Genomic DNA, 20858 nt, shown 5'->3' with positions numbered 1-20858 from the left:
CTCGTAACTGTAAGGGTACTATTTTCTTACAGTCCGCATAACAAATGCGCAGATCTGCAAAACAGTTACATTTTCTTTACAACCAAGAGATATTGCCGGCTGCACAGGTGCTTAAGGGCAGTTTGGGGATAATAGACAGAATGTAAGGCATCATTTTGAACTCTAAAATGATGCCTTACATTCTTAAAATATTTATATTTATGCCAGCAGATTTTCTACCATTTCCGCATCAAAAACCACTTCTGACACGCGATTTACTTCTATCTGATACAGCGCATTGGCTGCCATATGTTCTGCTGCCTGCTCCAGATCACGGATTCCGGTTGTGTCCGCATATTTTTCCACAACTGCGTCAACGGCCTCCGAAGTTATGACACATTCATTCTCCTGCAGACCCATACGCCTCAGGACCTTAGGCAGAGCATACCGTGAAAATATGATTTTCTTTTCCTTTGCTGTGTAATCCGGTATATCAATGACGGCAAATCTTGACATGAGGGGCGCGCTGATCTGATCTTTATCATTGGCTGTAGCTATGGGATACACACCCACAGTCGGAACCATACATTCAATATAGTTATCTGTAAAGCCCAGATTGTCAAGGAGAGTCAGAAGGACATCTGCGGGATTTCCATTGCCTTTTCCTGCGGACGCTTTGTCCAGCTCATTGATGATAAATACAAGATTGGACTCTCCTGCCATTGAGAATGCTTCCATAATGATTCCCGGTTTTGCATTGGCATAGATCCGGGAACTGCCTGTCAACTGTTCCGGATCATTGATGGAGCTCATATCCAATGTTGTCCATGGCAGTTTTAAAATACGGGCAACCGCATATGCGATCTGAGACTTTCCAGTTCCGGCAGGCCCCACCAACAGAATGCCATATGCCGGAAGGGTATGAGTACGGTTGATCTGTATGATAGTTTCCATGATGCGCTGTTTCACCCGTTCCATACCGTAAAGTTCTTCATCCAGAATCCTGCGTGCTTCCTGAGGGTCAATGGCTTCAAAATAATTATTTTTCCATTGGATGTTCATCATAATAGAAAGCGCGCGCTGGGCGTGGCGCCTCTCTTCAGGAGAAACCTCATGAGAACGGGCAACTGCCAGATTCCTTCTTGCCCAAAGGCGGATATTGTCAGGCATTGTTTTACCCGCGCAGGTCATAAAGTCTGTAATGCTCTGCAGACTTGTGAGTTTCATGCTGTCACCGGCTTCATCCTGATCCTCGTCCTCATTTTCCTCTGCAGGCGCACTGCCTGACAAAAGTCTTTCTATCATAAACTGAAGGAAACCGTCCTCGGCGGACAGCTTCGTTCCCCCTCCAAAAGCGGTTTCCCGAATCTTGTATACTGCATAGCCCTCTTCCCTGTTTTTGCCGGACAGACGCACATTAATATGGTTTTCGCCCAGCCAGTGAAGAAGGCTGACAAAACGGGCATCTATCTGCAGAATATCCGCGCTAAATGTCCCATCCTCTTCCTTAAACTCAAAAGCCGTCTGCTTGTCCTGATTGGCAAAAACACCACAGGAATGATGTTTCCATGTCCGCTTATGATTGTCCAAAAGCAGGATGGGTTTTTCCGGCGAGGCTGCGTTCTCATTAGAACGGAATACGGTGTACGTGCACTGAAATTCATTATTCTTTTTCTCATCTGAACTGTTGCTGAAATCAAATACTGGCATAATTGCATACTCCTTTTATTTTTTTATTGCTATTACTAACCTCTTTTTAGATTCCTTTCAGGAGTTCAAAATATCCGAACCTAAACCACAAATAAATGCTCCTATTATCTTAACTCCTGAAAAACAAACGCAGCCGCCCTGTCATTTTTACAAATAAGGCATACTTAAATCGGCCCGGCACCCTTAGTTTATTACTCGCTTTTCAAATCCTTTTTTACTTTGTTATAGGTTGTTATGAACAATACAGCCCAAAGCATAGGAACTACTGCATATCCCGCACTGACCTGCCCTTTGTTTAGCAATACATATACAGTTCCCAAAAAAGTTAAAATTGTGAAAAGGATACTTAACAAAAAAAGAATTTTCTTTAATACTTTCTTATCCATATATTGTCCTCCATAAATGCCTATTGAACAAAGTCGCTGCATGATGGCCTTCCCAGGCTGTGGCACAACTACGGGGTAGAAGTAGAATAAGCATTGAAAATAAGAGCTTTACCGGCTTGATTTTCAAATAGCAAGGGAATTATACCTTGGCACTTGAAATCAACCTTTAACTGCATAACATTCCAAATATCATAAATCTGCTATTCATTGTTGGACAGTTTTTCCATTCCTTACCTAAAATCCGCCGCTGAGAAAAAGGACTGCAAAAGTTCCGTAGCAAACTGCAAATTTTTTTATTTTTTCTATACATAATAACTCATCTACATCATTGAAACAGGCCAAAGTAAGATGCGGCCTTGTCTTCCACTCCAAAAACTTTGTGCTGATTTTCTTATCTGCAATCCCTTCGGATAACTGAAATAATTTTTTTTCAGTATCTTTATCATAATATAATTCTATTGCATATTGCATGATTTGACCTCCATGAGATTCCGATTTGTCGAGTATATGTTCCCTTATATCTGCCCATATCGTCTTAGAAAATCCGGACTCCCTTCGGGCACCAAAGCATCAAAAGTCTTTGTTGTTCTAAAAAATTTTTCGATACCGCAAAATCAAATACTATTTTTTAATTTTCCGGAGCAAATTTCTTTTGTGATCCATATATTTCACTTCGCAACAGTTCACTAACTAAAAGAACATCGCTGCACAGTGAGAACCCTCACATTTTAGAGCTCCTGCAAGTATGTAGTATAACGATTTTTTCATTATTTTACAAGCTCATTCCCCTCTCCTGTTAAAATTATCCCTTATAGCCGATTTCCCCTTATAATCGATTTTACTTTATTATTGTAAATTTTACCACAACAAAAATTTTCAATTTCTTCTTGACATTCTGAATTTCATGTGATAGGATACAGGAAGTGTTTTGATAAAGCCTTGATTTCGCATATATCCGTAAGTCATTCTTTTATTAATGATTTACTGCTATATGCTTTTTTTGTTTTGTAAAATGCATATAAAAATTAGGAGGTATCTTTCATGAATAAAGGTACAGTAAAATGGTTTAACTCAGAAAAAGGATTTGGATTTATCACAGGAGAAGACGGATCTGATGTATTCGTACATTTCTCAGGAATCAGTTGTGACGGCTACAAATCTCTTGAAGACGGTCAGAGCGTAACTTATGATTTAACAAGAGGAAACCGCGGTATGCAGGCCGTTAATGTGTGTGCAGCTTAAACCAGAATAATCATTTCACTATTTTCTTAATACCTGTAATCCTCGGTGACAGGAAATAACTGTTCCGCAGGTCTGTACATTTACTGTGCTCCCCTGTGAAAAGTAAAAACGCTCATCAGCCAGGCAAAAATCCATGGTCAAAAGCAATTCTGCATGGATTTTTGCTTATAACTGTGAGGGTACTGAACCGTTGAAGCAGGTATTGAGAACCTGTATATTAATTAGTCAGAGCTATGATTAATCATTACAGCTAAGTCGGCGGGGTTTATCTTATTATTCCTTGCTGGCTCAACCTAAATTTACAGTTAAACTCAAACGTATCATTTATACAGATCGTTTATATAAAATCTTACACTTAAACAATTCTTTAAACCAAAATTTTTCTTTATTCCCCCCAATAACCCAAAGATACACTGGCATTTTTTAAAAGTCCGCATATAATAAGACCAACAAATAATGTTCAGGTACACATATTATGAGTAATGACCCACGTGGTACGATCATTCAGCAGGGTAATATCATGCGCATTGACAATGCCCTGGTGGAAGAAGTTTTTTGTTATGACAATTCTGTCGGACATATTCTGATTTCTTATGCTGTTCGCGATGCTGATCAAGTCACCTCTATACAGACCTTACGTCTGAATACAGGCAGAAATACAGTTATTCTGAATATGTTCGGCAGGCGCATCAACGCATGTCAGCTCAGAAAAGGCATGTGGATAAATGCTGTATTCTCTTCCCGAATGACCAGGAGCATACCTCCCCAGGCAAATGCTTTTCTCATTATTGTCAAAAGAAATCCACGCCCGCAGAACAACACCACAGATGGAAGGATCGCGTCCGTTGACCCTCGAAACAGATTCCTGATCACAGGAAATCCGGATGATATCAACAGCCAGATACGATATACAATTTCAGATGACACCGTTATATTAAACCGTTTCGGAAACCCTATCCCCCTGCGTGCGCTCCGCCCCGGGCAGATGGTCAGGATCACCCATGCAGACTTCCAGACAGCCAGCATACCGCCTCAGACCGCTGCATACCGAATACAGATTATATAACGAACACTGTCATCTTCTCAGAAGCCTTGTCACTGACAAAAAAGCTGGCATTTCACACAGAAATGCCAGCTTTCCACTGTCCGCAAACCAGATTCTTTTTATCAAAGAACAATTCCCAACACTTCTATCAGAATTCCCCAGAACACGCCTGTTCCGTAAAGAATCCCAATGAGTCCCAGATTTTCTTTCATTCCCTTATTGGTTCTGCAAAGTACCAGGATACCCACACCGGCTCCTACCAATAGTCCCGCCATCATCTGCCCGGCTCCCAGAATGCCTGTGAGATAGAGCTGAGTTATAACAACGGAGGACGCGCAGTTTGGAATAAGGCCGACCAATGCCGCCAAAAATACTCCGATAAAGGGCTTGCTGCTGATAAAATATCCGATATTATCACTTCCAACCAGCTCCACGCAGAATCCAATAGCCAGAGATACTAAAAATATAAAAACGGTGATCTGCAGGGTGTGCAGAAAAGCAGATTTGATAATGCTCCCGTTCTCACAGTGGCAATGTTCGGATTCACACAGATCGTGGATATCTTTCTCATGGTGTTCCCTGTGTATATGCCTGTGTTCCTCCCGTTCTCTTCTCTTCCTGCTGCTGAAGCGCCATAATATATCTATGACAAAACCAGAGACAGCTCCCAACACTATTTTCAGTCCCAGGATCCGCAAAATTGTTCCCAAAGCTACAGATTCGGAGATAAAGATAGGAATCATCTCATCAGAGGTGGAGAGAAAAATGGCCAACAGGGTACCCGCGGATATAACTCCGCCGGAATAGAGGCTTGCCGCAGCGGCAGAAAACCCGCACTGAGGAAACGCACCTGCAACGCCGCCTATAAGAGGGCCTAAATGCCCTGACTTCTGCATGATCTGTTTTGATTTATTCTTTGTCTTGTGTTCCAGATATTCCATGACCAGATAGGTCAGGAACAGGAAAGGGATCAGCTTCGCCGTATCCAGCAAAGCATCTGAAATCACATCAAGTATCATTAACACAACTCCCTTCCGCAGCAGAACCCATTACTTTCTCTGCTTAAAATTACCGACGCCTGCAAAGTTCTGCGCCAGTTTCTAATGATAGCACAAAACCGCAATAAACTCAACGGCGGATTGCAATATTTGCACTGACTGTCCAAAACGCAAAACGGCAGCAGAAGTTTTTCGTATTTCTGCTGCCGCACAGTCTATGCGTTCAAATAACCTGTATATTCATTTGTATGAAGTAGTCTGTTCGCGTTCTCCACCCGCTCTTTTGTGGGAGGTTCGATTCCCTGCAGGGGATACGGGATACGCATATCCTGCCATTTGAAAATTCCCAGTGTGTGATATGGCAGCACCTCAAAGCGCTGTACATTGCCCAGGCCTTTAACAAATGCATCCAGTTTCATAAGGTCTTCGTCATAATCGTTCCGTTCCGGTACGAGAACGTGGCGGATCCATACAGGCTTCCTGATTTCAGCCAGATACTTGGCCATATCAAGAATGTTTTCATTTCCGCATCCTGTCAGAATTTTGTGTTTTTTACTGTCAATCTGCTTTATATCAAGGAGCAGCAGATCTGTAACTTCCATAAGGCGGTTGAATTTATGAAAAAACGGGTCATGTCTGGAAAATGGATTGCCCGAAGTATCCAAAACTGTATGCACTCCATTCTCCTTTGCCTTAGTAAACAGCTCCAGTAAGAAATCCATCTGGAGCAGAGGCTCACCGCCGCTGACGGTGATTCCTCCTTTGTCTCCCCAGTATGCCTTATAACGCAGAGCCTGGCTTAAAAGCTCATCGGCTGACATCATATCCATGGAGCTGGTGCTCCAGGTATCAGGGTTGTGGCAGAACTGGCAGCGCATTCTGCAGCCCTGCAGAAAAATCACAAACCGGACACCGGGTCCGTCCACAGAGCCGAAGCTTTCTATAGAATGGATGGAGCCTTTTCTGGAACTATATGCGCTCATGTGCAGAACGAGCGATCACATCCAACTGCTGCTCGCGTGTCAGATCAATGAATTTTACCGCATAACCGGATACACGGATGGTAAAGTTTGCATACTCTTCTTTTTCCGGATGTTCCATGGCATCCACCAGCTTTTCTATGCCGAATACATTTACATTTAAGTGATGTGCACCCTGATCAAAATATCCATCCAGGATGTGCACCAGATTGTTGATTCTCTCTTCCTCGGAATGTCCGATGGCACCGGGATTAATGGTCTGTGTATTGGAGATTCCGTCAAGTGCCCACTCATACGGAAGCTTCGCAACGGAGTTCAGGGAAGCCAGAAGACCGTTTTTCTCTGCGCCGTAGCTTGGGTTTGCTCCCGGTGAAAGAGGTTCCCCTGCTTTTCTGCCGTCCGGCAGCGCACCTGTCGCTTTTCCGTAAACCACATTGGATGTAATGGTCAGGATTGAGGTTGTAGGCTCTGAATTGCGGTAAGTCGGATATCTTTTCAGTTTTTCCAGGAACGTGTGGAGCAGCCATACTGCAATATCATCGGCTCTGTCATCGTCATTTCCATAACGCGGGAAATCACCTTCTGTCTCAAAATCCACTGCCATGCCTTCTTCATCCCTTATAACCTTCACTTTGGCATATTTTACAGCAGACAAGGAATCCACCACATGGGAAAATCCTGCGATTCCTGTTGCGAAAGTTCTGCGGACATCTGTGTCTATCAGTGCCATCTCCGCAGCCTCATAGTAATATTTGTCGTGCATGTACTGTATCAGATTAAGGGTATTTACATACAGTCCTGCCAGCCAGTCCATCATGATCTCATATTTACGGACAAGCTCATCGTACTCCAGATACTCGGAGGTAATGGGTTTATACTCAGGTCCCACCTGCACTCTTGATTTTTCATCCATACCGCCGTTGACTGCGTATAAGAGACATTTTGCCAGGTTTGCGCGTGCTCCGAAGAACTGCATCTCTTTTCCTGTCTGGGTAGCTGATACACAGCAGCAGATGGAATAGTCATCTCCCCATACAGGGCGCATCACATCGTCATTTTCATACTGAATGGAGCTGGTCTCAACAGAGATATACGCAGCATATTTCTTAAAGTTCTCAGGCAGCCTTGAGGAGTAAAGAACAGTCAGATTCGGTTCCGGAGCCGGTCCCATGTTCTCTAGTGTGTGGAGAATCCTGTAGTCTGTCTTTGTCACCATGGAACGGCCATCCTGTCCCATACCGGCCACCTCCACAGTAGCCCATACCGGGTCTCCGGAGAACAACTGATTGTAAGAAGGTACACGGGCGAATTTGACCATTCTCAGTTTCATGATAAAGTGGTCAACCAGCTCCTGTGCCTCTTTTTCTGTCAAAGTGCCGTTTTCCAGATCCCTCTGAATATAAATATCCAGGAAAGTTCCCACACGGCCAACACTCATGGCAGCGCCATTCTGTGTCTTGATAGCAGCCAGGTATCCAAAATACAGCCACTGAACGGCTTCCTTGGCATCCACAGCCGGTTTGGAAATATCATATCCGTAGCTCTCAGCCATCTTCTTCATATCGGCCAAAGCTCTGTACTGCATGCTGATCTCTTCTCTCTGACGAATGATCTCATCTGTCATGATACCGCAGCCGCAGTTATCGTAATCTTCTTTTTTCTTTTCCATCAGGAAATCAATTCCGTAGAGAGCCACTCTCCTGTAATCGCCCACAATACGGCCACGGCCGTAGGTATCCGGAAGTCCTGTGATAATTTTGTTATGACGGGCTTTTTTCATCTCCGGTGTGTAGGCATCGAAAACACCCTGATTGTGCGTTTTGTGATATTCTGTAAAGATTTTATGAAGTTCCGGAGCAGGTGTGTAGCCATTGGATGTACAGGAATCCTCTGCCATTTTGATACCGCCAAAAGGCATAAATGCTCTCTTCAGCGGCTTATCGGTCTGTAATCCTACCACCTTTTCCAGGTCTTTTAATTCTTCACTGATGTAGCCCGGCCCATGGGAAGTCAGTGAGGATACAATTTCAGTATCCATATCCAGAACGCCGCCTTTCGCACGCTCCTCTTTCTGCAGTTTTGAAAGTGCAGACCAGAGTTTTTCCGTGGCTTCGGTAGGTCCTTCCAGGAACTCCTGATCCCCTTCATAGGGTACATAGTTATGCTGGATAAAGTCACGTGTGTTGACTTCTTCTTTCCAGATTCTACCTTTAAATCCATCCCATTGTTTGAAGTTATTCATCTTTGCAAGTCCTCCTTCTAAGACAATAATTGTGTCGGAAACTGTCCTGTAATGTGACCGGATTCATTAAAAAAAGCCGGTCCTCTCCAGACAGCTTCTGCCCAGACGGTCGGCTAAATCAATGTTATACTCCCTGTGGTTCATTCCACTTCCGTCAGTCATATAACACTTGTAGTATAAAGCATTTTTTTAAGGATTGTCAATAAAAGGAATGGAATTTTATGTTCTTTTTAGTATACATTGGTACTGTTCACAGCCCTCAAAAAAGCACAGTTCTGTGAACAGCAGCTATGTATGGCCTCAGAAATAATTACATATTACCGAAACGGATAACCATTGGCAAAAGGTGGTAATCTGTACATATGATTCAAGGGACCTCTGCCATGCCCCAGATCAAGTCCGTCCTGCAGCGCACCGGTCAGATACTTTTTAGCATTCCTGATTCCTCTTTCCAGAGAATATCCAGCGGCAAGACTGCAGGCAATGGCTGAGGACAGGGTACATCCTGTTCCGTGTGTGTTAGGATTTTCTATCCTCTTTGAAGAAAACCAGGTATATTTTCCCTTCTCGTACAGGAGATCATCTGCTCCTTCTGCCAGATGCCCGCCTTTTAAAAGGACCGCACCGGAACCGTATTTTGCTATTTTTTCTGCTGCGCCTTCCATTTCCTGCCGGACAGAGACAGAAAATCCACAGAGCGCAGCCGCTTCCATAAGATTTGGTGTCACCACTGCTGCCAGAGGGAAAAGCTCCTCTTTCAATGCCTCTGCTGCATCCTCGGACATAAGTCTGCTGCCGCTTGTTGATATCATCACCGGGTCTAAAACCACATCTTCTGCCTGATATCTCCTCAGTTTTTCAGCGATCACCCGAATGATTTTTTCATTGGGTACCATACCGATCTTTACTGCGTCAGGACGTATGTCTGTGAAGATACAGTCCATCTGATCTCCCACAAATTCTGCGTCTGCTTCCCGGATTCCATATACACCTGTTGTATTCTGCGCCGTCAGCGCTGTGATCACACTCATTGCATACATTTTATGAACAGTTATTGTTTTAATATCTGCCTGTATCCCAGCACCTCCGCTGCAGTCCGAACCGGCAATCGCCAATACTTTTTTCATGTTTTCCGCTCCCAATCTTCCCAACTTTCAAGGTAAATATCTGCCAGTTTAAGCAGTTTATCTCTGTCTTTTTCCGAATAAAAATCACGTATGACTGCCAATAAAAATCCGGCTTTTTTCGCGGTTTCTGCCGCAAAATATGCATCTTCCACCACCAAAGTCTCTTCTTTTTTTGTATCTAAAAGTTTCATTGCCATCTGGTAAATACGCGGATATCTTTTGCCGGCTCCTGCTTCTGTACAGGTAAGTATCCCATCAAAATACCAGTTGATCCCATTATGCCTAAGCGCTGCTTCTATCAGTGGTCTCTCCGTTGAAGTGGCGATGCACATCCTGACACTGCGTCTCTTTAAACCCTCCAATACCGGCAGAAGCCCCGGCTTTATCCGGATTTCCTTCTCATAGCAGTCGAATATCATAGAATTGATCTCTTTAATGATATCTTCCTGTTCAAGTTCAATCCCGTAACTGCTGCGAAAATATGCCGCGGACTCTTCCATTGTCATGGTTTCCAGCCTCTCACGGATGTCTTTTCCGGGCCGGATTCCCTTTCTCCGCAGATATATCTCCCCTGCCTGATCCCATAATCCCATAGAGTCAAAGAGCGTGCCGTCCGCGTCAAATATGATCCCTTTTATCTCTCTCATTTTTCTGTCATCTCCCTTGCCAGCACCAGCAGTTCTTCACAGGCTTTTCTGATATCCGGCTGCCCGTAAATACCGGATATGACAGATACCCCTGCGGCTCCGCTTCCGGTGAGCTGCATCATATTGTCTCTCCTGATCCCTCCGATCGCCACAACAGGAATGGATACAGCCTGACAGATTTCCTTTAGGGTGTCCCGGGATATCACATCCGCGTCCTCTTTGGTGGAGGTGGCGAAGACTGCACCCACACCCAGATAATCTGCCCCCATTTTCTCCGCCTGAAGAGCCTGTTCCACAGTCCTTGCAGAGACGCCCAGTATCTTGTCCGGCCCCAGTTTCTGTCTGACCCTTCCCGCTTCCATGTCGCTTTGCCCCACATGCACGCCGTCTGCGTCCGCTTCCAGAGCGATCTCTACATTGTCATTGATGATAAACGGCACGTGATAGCTGTCTGCAAGAGCTTTTACATCCTTTGCCTCTCTCAGAAATTCATCATACGCCATACCCTTTTCCCTGAGCTGCAGAAGGGTGATTCCTCCGTCCAGAGACGCTTTCACCTGTTCACAAAATGTCATTTCTCCCACCCAGGAACGATCCGTGACAGCATATAACAGCAGGGCACGCCTCACCCATTCTCTCTTCTCACCGCAGTTCATATCTTGCTCCTCTCTCCAGCTCGCTGCCGGTCAGTTTGTAGACCTCATCGATCAAATGATTTCTGCATCCCGCATTGCCGCTGTTCTCTTTTTTCATCCTCTCATATGCCTTTTCCCCGCACAGACCCATGGAGATAACAGCGGCTGCCACAGCCTCCAGTCTTCTCTTTGGATTGGCTGCCAGATATGCCGCGGTGAGGGAGCTTAGCATACAGCCGCAGCCTGTGATCCTTGTCATGATAGGATGTCCATTCCTTATTATGTACGTGCGGGTTCCGTCTGTCACGATGTCAATGGCTCCGCTGACGGCGATCACAGCACCGCTTCTTTTGGAAAATTCTGCGGCAAATCTTATGGTTTCTTCCAGATTCCCGCTGTTTACCGCATCTGACGCATCTGCGTCTACACCTCTAGAGCGGTTTTTTCCTCCGGCAATGGTCTTGATCTCAGAAATATTTCCCCGAATGGCTGTAAAAGGAATTTCTCTGAGCAGTTGTTCTGCCGTCTCTCTGCGGTACGTGGATGCCCCTGCTCCCACAGGGTCTAGTACAATGGGATGGCCGCAGCTTCCCGCACTTTTTCCCGCCAAAAGTATAGCCTTTACAGACCGCGGATGCAGAGTTCCCATATTAATATTGAGGCCGTCACAGAGACGTCCCATCTCTTCTGCTTCCTCCTCCCCGTCTGACATGGTTGGGGAAGCACCGCAGGCCAAAGTAATATTGGCACAGTCGTTTGCAGTGACATAATTGGTGATGTTCTGGATCAAAGGCGATCTGCTTCTGACATTTTCCAGTATTTCTCCCAACATTTCTATTCTCCTCTCTGTATTTACTGACAAGGCTTCCGAATGAAAGGAGGTTTAAAGAACTTTTTACGCTGCAAAAAGGGAGACGCCAACACGTCTCCCGGAATTGTCCTTCTCTCCCTACGCTGGCATTACCCATATCAGGTTAAAGGGTCGAAGTTGATTACTTCCTCTCAGCCTGCCGCTACAGGCTCCCCTGATGATTTAACTGCTACAAGGATACCACACTCGTCTCTTACTGTCAAATCTGATAAAAAAATATCGCCTTGTACAGGTTACTATTCAGCCTTACGGCTTCATAGCAGCAAAAAATGTTCTGTGATCTATGCATCGTTTTCACTATATACCCGGAAGGAACGTTTTCCTGCCCGCTTTGCCTGATAAAGAGCCTCATCCGCACGCCGGTACATCTCTTCATAGGAGAGCTTATTCCCTGTCTGATAAGATACACCTGCGGACAGTGTCACATTATACTGCCCCACACTCTCATCCTGCAGGGTATAGGAGACAAGCTGTTGCAGCCTTTTCAGACATATTCCCTTGTCCCTTACATCCTCCAAAAACACCATAAATTCATCTCCGCCTATACGGGCACAGATATCATTTTTCCGGAAAGTAGACTGCAGAGCACAGGCCACCTGCAGCAGAACGTTATCACCAAACGGATGCCCATATGTGTCATTGAGCATTTTAAATCCATCCACATCCAGCATGATCATCATGCATGAGGTATTCTGTCCTATGCCCTTCAGCCGCCGTTTGATAAACCGTTCCCCGGATCTTCGGTTGTATATCCCTGTCAGGCAGTCTTTTTCCGCACCCTGGCGGTAATAGATTTCACGCATGGTCTGTTCATGGGTATCAAGCATACGGCCGATTTTTCTGTCATATCCGCTGTCACTGCCCTTAAAATGGGCGATCTGGCATCTGGTCCACAGATTATTGCCTTCCCCGTCCACCACAACCACATCCTGATCTTCCTTGTCAAAATTCTGTTCTTCCATGGAATAACTGTGCACAAAAAGTTTCAATTCTCCCTTTTTCTCACAATTTTCACACATAAACGGGATGAAATCCTTCTTCCCCGGCGGTCTTCCGAAACGCTGCTCAAAGCTGCCGTAGACATCAATGGTACAGTCCTTACAGTGAATGTCAAAGTCCACATCATTGGCCAGTGTGGTGAGAACTCTCTGCAGATGGTCCCTTCGGTTTAAAAGCTTTCTCAATTGGATTTTTTCTGTGGCATCTACAAGAAAGACATAAAAATAAAGCTTGCCGTTCTCTTCCTCCACCAGACGTCCGTAATCTTCAACCCACAAAATAGTTCCGTCTTGACAACAGATCCTATATTCTACATAGTCATACGTGTTTGATGCGATCTGCTCTTTGATCTCATCTTCCACCCGCTCCAGATCCTCCGGGTGCACCATTCCCTTAAAGGAACCGTTGGTGAGTGACCAGAAGGCCTCCATATCCCTGCACCGGTAAAGCTTTAATACATTCTCATTGACATAAGTGATCCTCTCATCACCGTCTGCCTCATAGATAAAGAAGCCTCCCGGCATACGGGAAAGGTATTTTTTCGGCAGTTCCGGCACAGACGGCATTTCCGGCTGCCATCCCCGGCATACGTCGATCCATCCCCTGCTTTTTGAATACTTTTCCATCTCCTCCGGTGTCAGTTCTATGGCACTGTTGGCACTTCCACAGGCCGGAAATATCGTCTCAAACCGCTTCATGGAAATATCTAAAAACACTTGCACATCCTCAGGTATCCCGAATGGGCATACACCGCCCACTGCATGTCCAGTCCTGGCTTCTGCCTCCTGGGGAGAAAGCATTTTTGCCTTTGTGTGGAAATGCTCCTTGTACTTTTTGTTGTCTACCCTGGCATCTCCGGCCATCACTACAAGGACAGCTGTGCCGTCAACCAAAAAAGACAGGGTTTTTGCAATGCGTTCCGGTCCGCACCCGGCAGCCTCAGCCGCCAGCTCCACGGTGGCTGAGGACTGTGAAAACTCCATGATCCGGTCCTCTATGCCAAAACCTCTGAAATACTCCTTTACTTTTTCAAACGCCATCTCTGCACCTCTTTTTTACAGACCGAGCTTCTCCATCCACTCTTTTTCCTTAAATCCTGTAACAACAAAGGATTCTCCCACCAGTACCGGTCGTTTCACCAGCATACCGTCTGTGGCAAGCAGGTCAAGCTGTTGCTCCTCGCTCATATCCGGCAGTTTCTCTTTCAGATTCAGCTCTTTGTATTTCATACCACTGGTATTGAAAAAACGTTTCAGGGGAAGACCGCTTGCGTGATACCAGATTTCCAGTTCCTCCCTGGTAGGGTTTTCTTCTATAATATGGCGGTCCTCAAACGCTATTCCCTTTTCTGTAAGCCATTTTTTTGCCTTCTGGCAGGTGCTGCATTTTGGATACTCTATAAATAACATATATTTCATGCCTCCTTTTCATAGTTCTAGTTTAACATTATACTTTGACGCTTTCAACTGCCAAAAGCCTTCTTTGCCTCCTCTTATTGTATTTTATTCAATACTTTTTTAATCCAGATTGACAAAAGGCTTTCGACTGTGATATTTATATAGCACAGGTAGTTTTTTGTATACAATATACAATTTGGAAATATCTGGAAACTTGTTTTTTAAGACTGTCTGCACATAATTTTGTCAGCATTGATCCATGATCACAGCAGGAGGTAATTACTTTATGAGAACAGAATGGAAATCCTTTACAGGCGGTGCCTGGGAAAAAGAAATCAACGTGCGGGATTTTATCCAGCAAAATTATACACCATATGAGGGCGATGGCACCTTTTTGGAGGAAGCCACAGAGGACACAAAGGACTTATGGAAGCAGGTTCTTTCCCTTACCAAAGAAGAACGGGAAAAGGGCGGGGTTCTGGACATGGATACTAAAACCGTATCCACCATCACTTCCCACGGTCCGGGATATCTCAATAAGGACAAGGAAAAAATCGTCGGTCTGCAGACAGACAAGCCTTTAAAACGCTCCATGCAGCCATATGGCGGCATCCGGATGGCTGTTAAGGCCTGTGAGGATAATGGCTATCATGTGGACCCTGAGGTTGTGGAATATTTCACCACTCACAGAAAGACACACAATGCCGGTGTATTTGACGCTTATACCCCTGAAATGCGTGTCTGCCGTTCCAATCATATCATCACCGGGCTTCCGGATGCCTATGGCAGAGGACGTATCATAGGTGACTACAGAAGAGCAGCACTCTATGGGGCAGACCGTCTGATCGAGGAGAAAGAGGAAGAAAAAGCCACCACCCGAAGCATCATGTATTCTGATGTCATTCGTGAACGTGAGGAGCTTTCCGAACAGATCCGCGCTCTTAAAATGCTAAAGGAACTGGCCCGCATTTACGGCTATGACATCTCAAAGCCCGCCAAAAACATTCTGGAGGCAACACAGGCACTCTATTTTGCTTACCTGGCTGCGGTAAAGGAGCAAAACGGAGCTGCCATGAGCCTTGGCCGCACTTCCACTTTCTTAGACATCTATGCGGAAAGGGATCTGAGAGAAGGAACCTTCACAGAGAGCCAGATACAGGAGATCATTGACCAGTTTATCATGAAGCTCCGTCTTGTCTGTTTTGCCAGGACACCTGACTATAATCAGATTTTTGCAGGGGATCCAACCTGGGTCACAGAATCCATCGGAGGCATGGGGCTGGACGGCCGTCCTCTGGTGACAAAAATGTCTTACCGTTACCTTCACACACTGGACAACCTGGGCGCCGCTCCGGAACCGAACCTGACCGTTTTATGGTCCTCTGCACTTCCGGAAAACTTTAAGGAATACTGTGCCGGAATCTCTATCCGCCACTCTGCCATCCAGTATGAAAATGATGATATCATGCGTCCGGTTCACGGCGACGACTATGGTATTGCCTGCTGTGTATCCTCCATGCGTATCGGCAAAGAAATGCAGTTCTTCGGCGCCCGTGCCAACCTGGCTAAATGTCTGCTCTATGCCATCAACGGAGGTGTGGATGAGATTTCCGGGCAGCAGGTGGGACCCAAATTCCGTCCTGTCACATCGGAATATCTTGACTATGAGGAGGTCATGGAAAAATACAGAGACATGATGAAATGGCTGGCCGGCGTGTATGTAAACGCGCTGAACATCATCCATTACATGCACGACAAATACAGCTATGAGCGCCTGCAGATGGCGCTTCATGACAAGGAGGTCCGCCGCTGGTTTGCCACCGGAATAGCCGGATTTTCTGTTGTTGCGGATTCTCTCTCAGCCATAAAATACGCAAAAGTAAAACCGATCCGCAACGAACAAGGAATTGCCGTGGATTTTGAGATTGAAGGGGATTTTCCCAAATACGGAAACGACGACGACCGCGCAGACGAGATTGCCCAGGAGGTGCTCCACACCTTTATGCAGTATATCAAGGGAAACCACACGTACAGGGGAGGGGTTCCGACCACCTCTATTCTGACCATTACCTCGAATGTGTCCTACGGCAAAAACACCGGCTCCACCCCTGACGGAAGAAAAGCCGGAGAAGCCTTCGCTCCGGGAGCCAATCCCATGCACGGACGTGATACCCATGGTGCTGTTGCCTCCATGGCTACAGTTGCCAAAATGCCGTTTATGGATGCCCAGGACGGTATCTCCAACACGTTCTCCATCGTTCCGGATGCCCTGGGCAAAAATGGAAGTGCCGAAAAAAATCTGGTAGCACTGTTAGACGGCTATGCCGCAAAAGGCGGTCATCACCTGAATGTGAATGTATTCAACAGGGACACTCTTCTGGATGCGCAGAAACATCCGGAAAAATATCCTCAGCTTACCATCCGCGTATCCGGTTATGCCGTAAACTTTATCAAGCTTACCAAAGAACAGCAGGACGAAGTGATCTCCAGAACCTTCCATCAAAATATTTAAGGGAAAGGCAGGTGTCCACATGAAAGGATATATCCACTCTCTGGAAAGCTTCGGAACCGTAGACGGCCCGGGTGTCCGCTATGTGGTGTTTTTCCAGGGCTGTCCCATGCGCTGCCTTTACTGCCACAATCCTGACACCTGGAAGACAGAGGAAGGCCGGCTCATAGATACAGATGAGATCATAGCGTCTGTAAACCGGAACCGGGCTTTCTATAAAACAGGCGGGCTTACCGCTACGGGAGGAGAACCACTTCTTCAGCTTCCCTTCCTGACAGAACTGTTTGAAAAGGCAAAGGCCCAGGGTATCCACACCTGTCTGGACACCTCCGGGATCACCTTTAGAGGAAGCAGTCCCGGATATCTTGAGAAGCTGGACCGTCTTCTCGCGTCCACGAGCCTTATCATGCTGGATATTAAGCATATCCACAGTGAAGAACACCAAAAGCTAACGGGACATGCCAATCACAATATTCTGGAATTTGCCAAATATCTGGACAAACACCGGATTCCCCTCTGGGTCCGTCACGTGGCAGTCCCGGGTATCACCTTTGCCCCGGAGCCACTCTATTCCCTTGGAAAATTTCTTGGTTCTCTTCATAATCTGAGAGCTGTGGAGGTACTCCCTTATCACTCCATGGGGAAAGTCAAATACGAGAATCTGGGGCTTGCATATCCCCTGGGTGAAACAGAACAGCTTACAAAAGAGGATGCGCAAAGGGCATACAAGATTATTCTGGATGGAATGGAAAGCGTGACCCACAGCAGATTCATCTCTGATTTTACCTGACACAACGGCCTGCCGGACTTTTCTTTTCCGGCAGGCTGTTTTCCGTAACAGTTCGTAACAGTTCAGCCTTCCACTGTCCCGCGAGGTGTTGCCTTGCATTTGCAAGGCAATCCCGAGGCAGCCACGCGCCAGACTGCAATTTTTGCAGTCTGTGTGCATTCTTTTGTTGCTATGAAGCCGAAAGGCTGAATAGTAACAACAGTTCAGCTTTTCTCTATGGACAGCTCTCGACTTTTTTCCCGGTTTGTATTATACTTTGATACAAAGCTGCATTTTAACATCAGGAAATTTCTCTGCTTTCATTTCGCCAAAAAAATAAAAGCAGGCAGGATTTACTTATGCAGAACAGGGGGATTTTTATTATGAAACTGAGTATGTGGATGATCGCCAACAGGCTAAAACCGCTGAATCCGGAATTTCAGATCAGCGACGACTCGCCTGCTGTATTAAAAAGTGCCCGGCGTGCTTATGCCACCAACTGTATTTATGTGTTTCCCCGTGGAAGCGATGTTCTCTGCCAATGGGAAAATGACACGATCAGACTAAAGGATATCCAATTTGATGAGGCGTTTGAAATCATACAGGGTATCTTTGATTTTTATGAGGACTGGGATGCCTCTATTACCGCCGCTGCCGAACAGGGCGACTACCAAAAGATCCTGGATGAGAGCTGGCACTGTTTTCACAATCCCATGGTTCTGCTTGACGCCAACTGCAATGTTCTTGCATACAGCAAGCAGTATAAGGAGGTCTATGTGGACGAGGAATGGGCACATCTTATGGAATATGGCTGCAGCTCCATTGACAGTATCCGTTTTATGAGACGTGACTGCACAGACCAAAATTTTTTTAATGTAGGTGCCACCAAATACCATTTTGAAAGAAAAGCGCTCTCTGACTGTCTCTCCTCTTTCATCTACTATAACCGCGCCCAGTGCGGCCGGATTACGCTGGTGGAGCGGAACCGCAGGCTCAATACAGGGGACAGCCAGCTTCTGGACCGGATCACGCGCCTCCTGGCTGTCTCCATGGGTAAAACAGGCCCTGCAGCGCCTCCGGACGGTGACCATTACAGTGTGTTCAGGGATCTCATCAAGGGAATCCCTGTCAGTGACAGGGAACTTGACCGGCAGTTAGAGGTCAATGACTGGTCCACAGAGGATACTTATGGTCTCTGGGTCTTTCAAGGGGAGAACGGAATCCTGGAAGAACAGGTGCTTCTTCTGACTGCCCATATGATATCCCAGCAGCTTCCCCACTGTGAGATCTTCTGTCTGGACGGCGGGGTAGTGCTTCTCTATAATGAAAAAAAGGAAACTTCCGATACCTTAAAGCACCGTCTGAGCCGTTTTGTACGCCATAACCGCATGGCAGCAGGCATCAGCCTGCCGTCCTGTTTTTTAACAGACATTCAATATCATTACAGGCAGGCCCTCTTTGCCCTGGAAGAAAGACTGCCGGACAAGCATTACTATGACTTCTATCCCAGGGCCATTGATTACATTATCAAAAACAGCTCCCCTGATGTACTTCTGGCCGCCTGCCATCCGGATATCCTCCGGTTTCACCGCCTGGATTTAAAACAGCCCACAGAGCGGGTGCGCACCATGGAAGCCTATCTGAACAATGAGCGCTCTCTGCTGCACACGTCCGAGGAACTGTTTGTCCACAGGAACACACTGGTTTACCGGATAAAAAAGATGACAGAGGAATTGAGCTGTAATCTGGAGGAGGGCTACACCCGTGATTACATGAAGCTTTCTATCCGCATTCTAAAGCTTTTTGACTGAATGCCCATGCTTCGTATGTACTGACATTTTGCAGGAATCTGTGCGAAAAACCCGCACAGGTTCCTGTAATTTTTTGAGTATTTTATACACATCCGCTTTTTTCTTATGCAGTACGAATAATGCTCTCCTTTTTCGTAAAATTTCGTATTTTCCAACCATAGTTTTCTTTTTCCCTTTTTCTTATAATCTAACTATAGTTGTTGTACAGTAATTCTGCAAAACTTTCACACAGTATCTGCAGAAAAAATTGATTTTTGCTGTAATTTCCGGAAAATGCGAAACCAACTGACCACAGCGCAAAAAAGGACTTGAAAAGAAAAAGGAGGATTTTGTATGAGCACTTCTAAAAACCAGGTTGGCCTCAAAGAGACCATAGCCATATTGTCTTTGTATTTTATTTCCATGGGATTCACTGTGGTGACGCCTGCCATGGCAAAATTGGCGGCGGCGTTTCCTGACAATAACTTTTCCCTGATCTCCACCCTTCCCACCCTCTTCGTGGTATTTGCCACCTTATGGGCAGGCACCGTGGCCGGGAAAAAGATAAAATACCGTACCCTGGCATTGACTGGATGTATCATTTTCACTGTATCCGGTACACTTCCCGCTATCGTGGGCGGCTCCTTCGCCTTTATCTTAGTGACACGTGCACTGGTAGGCATCGGTCTGGGCCTTATGGCACCTCTTGGAAACGCCCTGATCATCGGCCTGTATGAAGGCCAGAAACAGGCAGCTTACCTGGGATACGGCACACTGCTCATGAACGGCGGCGGCATTATCCTGCAGATGCTTGGCGGTGCATTGGCTGATGTTGGCTGGAAGACCACCTTCTTCGGACATCTTCTGGGTATCATCTCCATTGTATGTCTGATCTTCCTGCCGGAACCCGCCAAAGCCCCTGTACAGCCCGAGACCAATGGAAAACCGGCGGCAAAAGACAAAATATCACCTTTTGTATATGCCATTGCCATTCTATTCCTGCTGTTTAATGTACTAAACTATCCTGTAATGCTGAATATGTCCCTGATGTTTGAAATGAAGGGCGCCGGCGGTGCAACCATGGCTGCAACAGCTCTGTCTCTCTATACAGTTGCCGGATGTGTGGCAGGTTTCCTGTTCGGTACGATCTTCAAGATGATGAAACGTTTCTGCCTCCCCATTGCCTTCTTCCTGTGGGCGATCGGCGCTTACTGCATCTATATAGGCAAGACTATGGCAGTGATGTCAGCAGGTACGATCCTGATCGGCTTTGCATTCTCTGTTATTATGCCTGCTGCTTTCACACTGGTAGGTATGCGCACTCCGCCGTCTACCGTGGCGATCGGAACCTCCATTATCATGGCACTTATGAACCTTGGCGGCTTCCTCAGCAGCTTCTGGCTGTCTCTGCTGAAAACTATCTGTGGTGAAAATATTTATTCTCCGCTTTTGGTAGAAACTGTCATCATCGCTGTTCTCGGAGTTGTCTTCCTGATCTACAACCCATTCCCGAAACAGGCAGAGCAGTAAAA

The 20858-nt window shown here is 46.1% G+C and carries 18 protein-coding genes, 1 pseudogene and 2 riboswitches; of the genes and pseudogenes, 6 read left to right on the top strand and 13 right to left on the bottom strand.

Going from position 1 to position 20858, the window contains the following annotated elements; translation table 11 throughout:
• Window positions 1–198: 198 nt before the first annotated feature.
• The 3 genes from BLCOC_RS12840 to BLCOC_RS12830 form a co-directional block, all read right to left on the bottom strand.
• Window positions 199–1689, bottom strand: coding sequence for an AAA family ATPase (locus BLCOC_RS12840; protein WP_115622402.1), 1491 nt, complete (start codon window positions 1687–1689; stop codon window positions 199–201).
• Window positions 1690–1880: 191 nt separating this feature from the next.
• Window positions 1881–2075, bottom strand: a complete 195-nt coding sequence (locus tag BLCOC_RS12835; RefSeq protein ID WP_115622401.1) for a hypothetical protein — start codon at window positions 2073–2075, stop codon at window positions 1881–1883.
• A gap of 234 nt (window positions 2076–2309) precedes the next feature.
• Complete coding sequence (locus BLCOC_RS12830) at window positions 2310–2546, bottom strand: hypothetical protein (protein WP_330412006.1); 237 nt, start codon at window positions 2544–2546, stop codon at window positions 2310–2312.
• Window positions 2547–3116: 570 nt separating this feature from the next.
• On the opposite strand from BLCOC_RS12830, the gene BLCOC_RS12825 reads away from it, so the two are divergent.
• A complete protein-coding gene (locus tag BLCOC_RS12825) occupies window positions 3117–3317 on the top strand; it encodes a cold-shock protein (protein WP_018594331.1) in 201 nt (66 codons plus the stop codon).
• A 475-nt stretch (window positions 3318–3792) separates the two neighbouring features.
• Window positions 3793–4383, top strand: a complete 591-nt coding sequence (locus BLCOC_RS12820; RefSeq protein ID WP_026255368.1) for a hypothetical protein — start codon at window positions 3793–3795, stop codon at window positions 4381–4383.
• A gap of 101 nt (window positions 4384–4484) precedes the next feature.
• On the opposite strand, the gene BLCOC_RS12815 is transcribed toward BLCOC_RS12820, so the two are convergent.
• The 10 genes and pseudogenes from BLCOC_RS12815 to BLCOC_RS12770 all read right to left on the bottom strand — a co-directional run bounded on the left by BLCOC_RS12815 (window position 4485) and on the right by BLCOC_RS12770 (window position 14270).
• Window positions 4485–5381, bottom strand: a complete 897-nt coding sequence (locus BLCOC_RS12815; RefSeq protein WP_115622400.1) for a putative manganese transporter — start codon at window positions 5379–5381, stop codon at window positions 4485–4487.
• Window positions 5382–5575: 194 nt separating this feature from the next.
• On the bottom strand, window positions 5576–6343 hold the full coding sequence (pflA, locus tag BLCOC_RS12810) for a pyruvate formate-lyase-activating protein (protein WP_029469270.1): 768 nt from the start codon (window positions 6341–6343) through the stop codon (window positions 5576–5578).
• Window positions 6330–8582, bottom strand: coding sequence for a formate C-acetyltransferase (gene pflB / locus BLCOC_RS12805; RefSeq protein WP_115622399.1), 2253 nt, complete (start codon window positions 8580–8582; stop codon window positions 6330–6332). Before pflB (BLCOC_RS12805) ends, pflA (BLCOC_RS12810) begins: the two co-directional genes overlap by 14 nt.
• Window positions 8583–8674: 92 nt before the next feature.
• Window positions 8675–8754, bottom strand: a riboswitch (ZMP/ZTP riboswitch).
• A gap of 145 nt (window positions 8755–8899) precedes the next feature.
• Window positions 8900–9709 carry a bifunctional hydroxymethylpyrimidine kinase/phosphomethylpyrimidine kinase gene (thiD, locus tag BLCOC_RS12800; protein ID WP_115622398.1) on the bottom strand — a complete coding sequence of 270 codons (810 nt, stop codon included), beginning with the start codon at window positions 9707–9709 and terminating at the stop codon, window positions 8900–8902.
• Window positions 9706–10356 (bottom strand): HAD family hydrolase, encoded by a 651-nt coding sequence (locus BLCOC_RS12795; RefSeq protein WP_115622397.1) that lies wholly within the window; start codon window positions 10354–10356, stop codon window positions 9706–9708. Before BLCOC_RS12795 ends, thiD begins: the two co-directional genes overlap by 4 nt.
• Window positions 10353–11012 (bottom strand): thiamine phosphate synthase, encoded by a 660-nt coding sequence (thiE, locus tag BLCOC_RS12790; protein WP_018594339.1) that lies wholly within the window; start codon window positions 11010–11012, stop codon window positions 10353–10355. The genes BLCOC_RS12795 and thiE overlap by 4 nt, the downstream gene beginning before the upstream one ends.
• Window positions 10999–11823: a hydroxyethylthiazole kinase gene (gene thiM / locus BLCOC_RS12785; protein ID WP_115622396.1), complete on the bottom strand. Its 825-nt coding sequence runs from the start codon at window positions 11821–11823 to the stop codon at window positions 10999–11001. The genes thiE and thiM overlap by 14 nt, the downstream gene beginning before the upstream one ends.
• A 97-nt stretch (window positions 11824–11920) precedes the next feature.
• A riboswitch (TPP riboswitch) is annotated at window positions 11921–12028 on the bottom strand.
• Window positions 12029–12143: 115 nt separating this feature from the next.
• Window positions 12144–13385 (bottom strand): GGDEF domain-containing protein, encoded by a 1242-nt coding sequence (locus BLCOC_RS12780; RefSeq protein WP_242999085.1) that lies wholly within the window; start codon window positions 13383–13385, stop codon window positions 12144–12146.
• Window positions 13386–13436: 51 nt separating this feature from the next.
• Window positions 13437–13901, bottom strand: a pseudogene (locus tag BLCOC_RS27585) (YbaK/EbsC family protein); the annotation flags it as partial.
• A gap of 15 nt (window positions 13902–13916) precedes the next feature.
• The gene (locus tag BLCOC_RS12770) at window positions 13917–14270 is read right to left on the bottom strand and encodes an arsenate reductase family protein (RefSeq protein ID WP_029469277.1); all 354 of its coding nucleotides are present in this window, start codon (window positions 14268–14270) and stop codon (window positions 13917–13919) included.
• Window positions 14271–14544: 274 nt separating this feature from the next.
• On the opposite strand from BLCOC_RS12770, the gene pflB (BLCOC_RS12765) reads away from it, so the two are divergent.
• The 4 genes from pflB (BLCOC_RS12765) (at window position 14545) to BLCOC_RS12750 (ending at window position 20856) form a co-directional block, all read left to right on the top strand.
• Window positions 14545–16770, top strand: coding sequence for a formate C-acetyltransferase (gene pflB / locus BLCOC_RS12765; protein WP_018594343.1), 2226 nt, complete (start codon window positions 14545–14547; stop codon window positions 16768–16770).
• Between the two features lie 19 nt (window positions 16771–16789).
• The gene (gene pflA, locus BLCOC_RS12760) at window positions 16790–17557 is read left to right on the top strand and encodes a pyruvate formate-lyase-activating protein (RefSeq protein WP_115622394.1); all 768 of its coding nucleotides are present in this window, start codon (window positions 16790–16792) and stop codon (window positions 17555–17557) included.
• Between the two features lie 362 nt (window positions 17558–17919).
• A complete protein-coding gene (locus BLCOC_RS12755; RefSeq protein ID WP_165907244.1) occupies window positions 17920–19347 on the top strand; it encodes a PucR family transcriptional regulator in 1428 nt (475 codons plus the stop codon).
• Window positions 19348–19680: 333 nt separating this feature from the next.
• Complete coding sequence (locus BLCOC_RS12750; protein ID WP_044953917.1) at window positions 19681–20856, top strand: MFS transporter; 1176 nt, start codon at window positions 19681–19683, stop codon at window positions 20854–20856.
• Window positions 20857–20858 lie beyond the last annotated feature (2 nt).

Source organism: Blautia coccoides, from assembly GCF_034355335.1.
GTDB lineage: Bacteria > Bacillota > Clostridia > Lachnospirales > Lachnospiraceae > Blautia > Blautia producta.
Note: the sequence above shows the minus strand (reverse complement) of the source record. Positions and strands in the feature narration are given on the sequence as shown.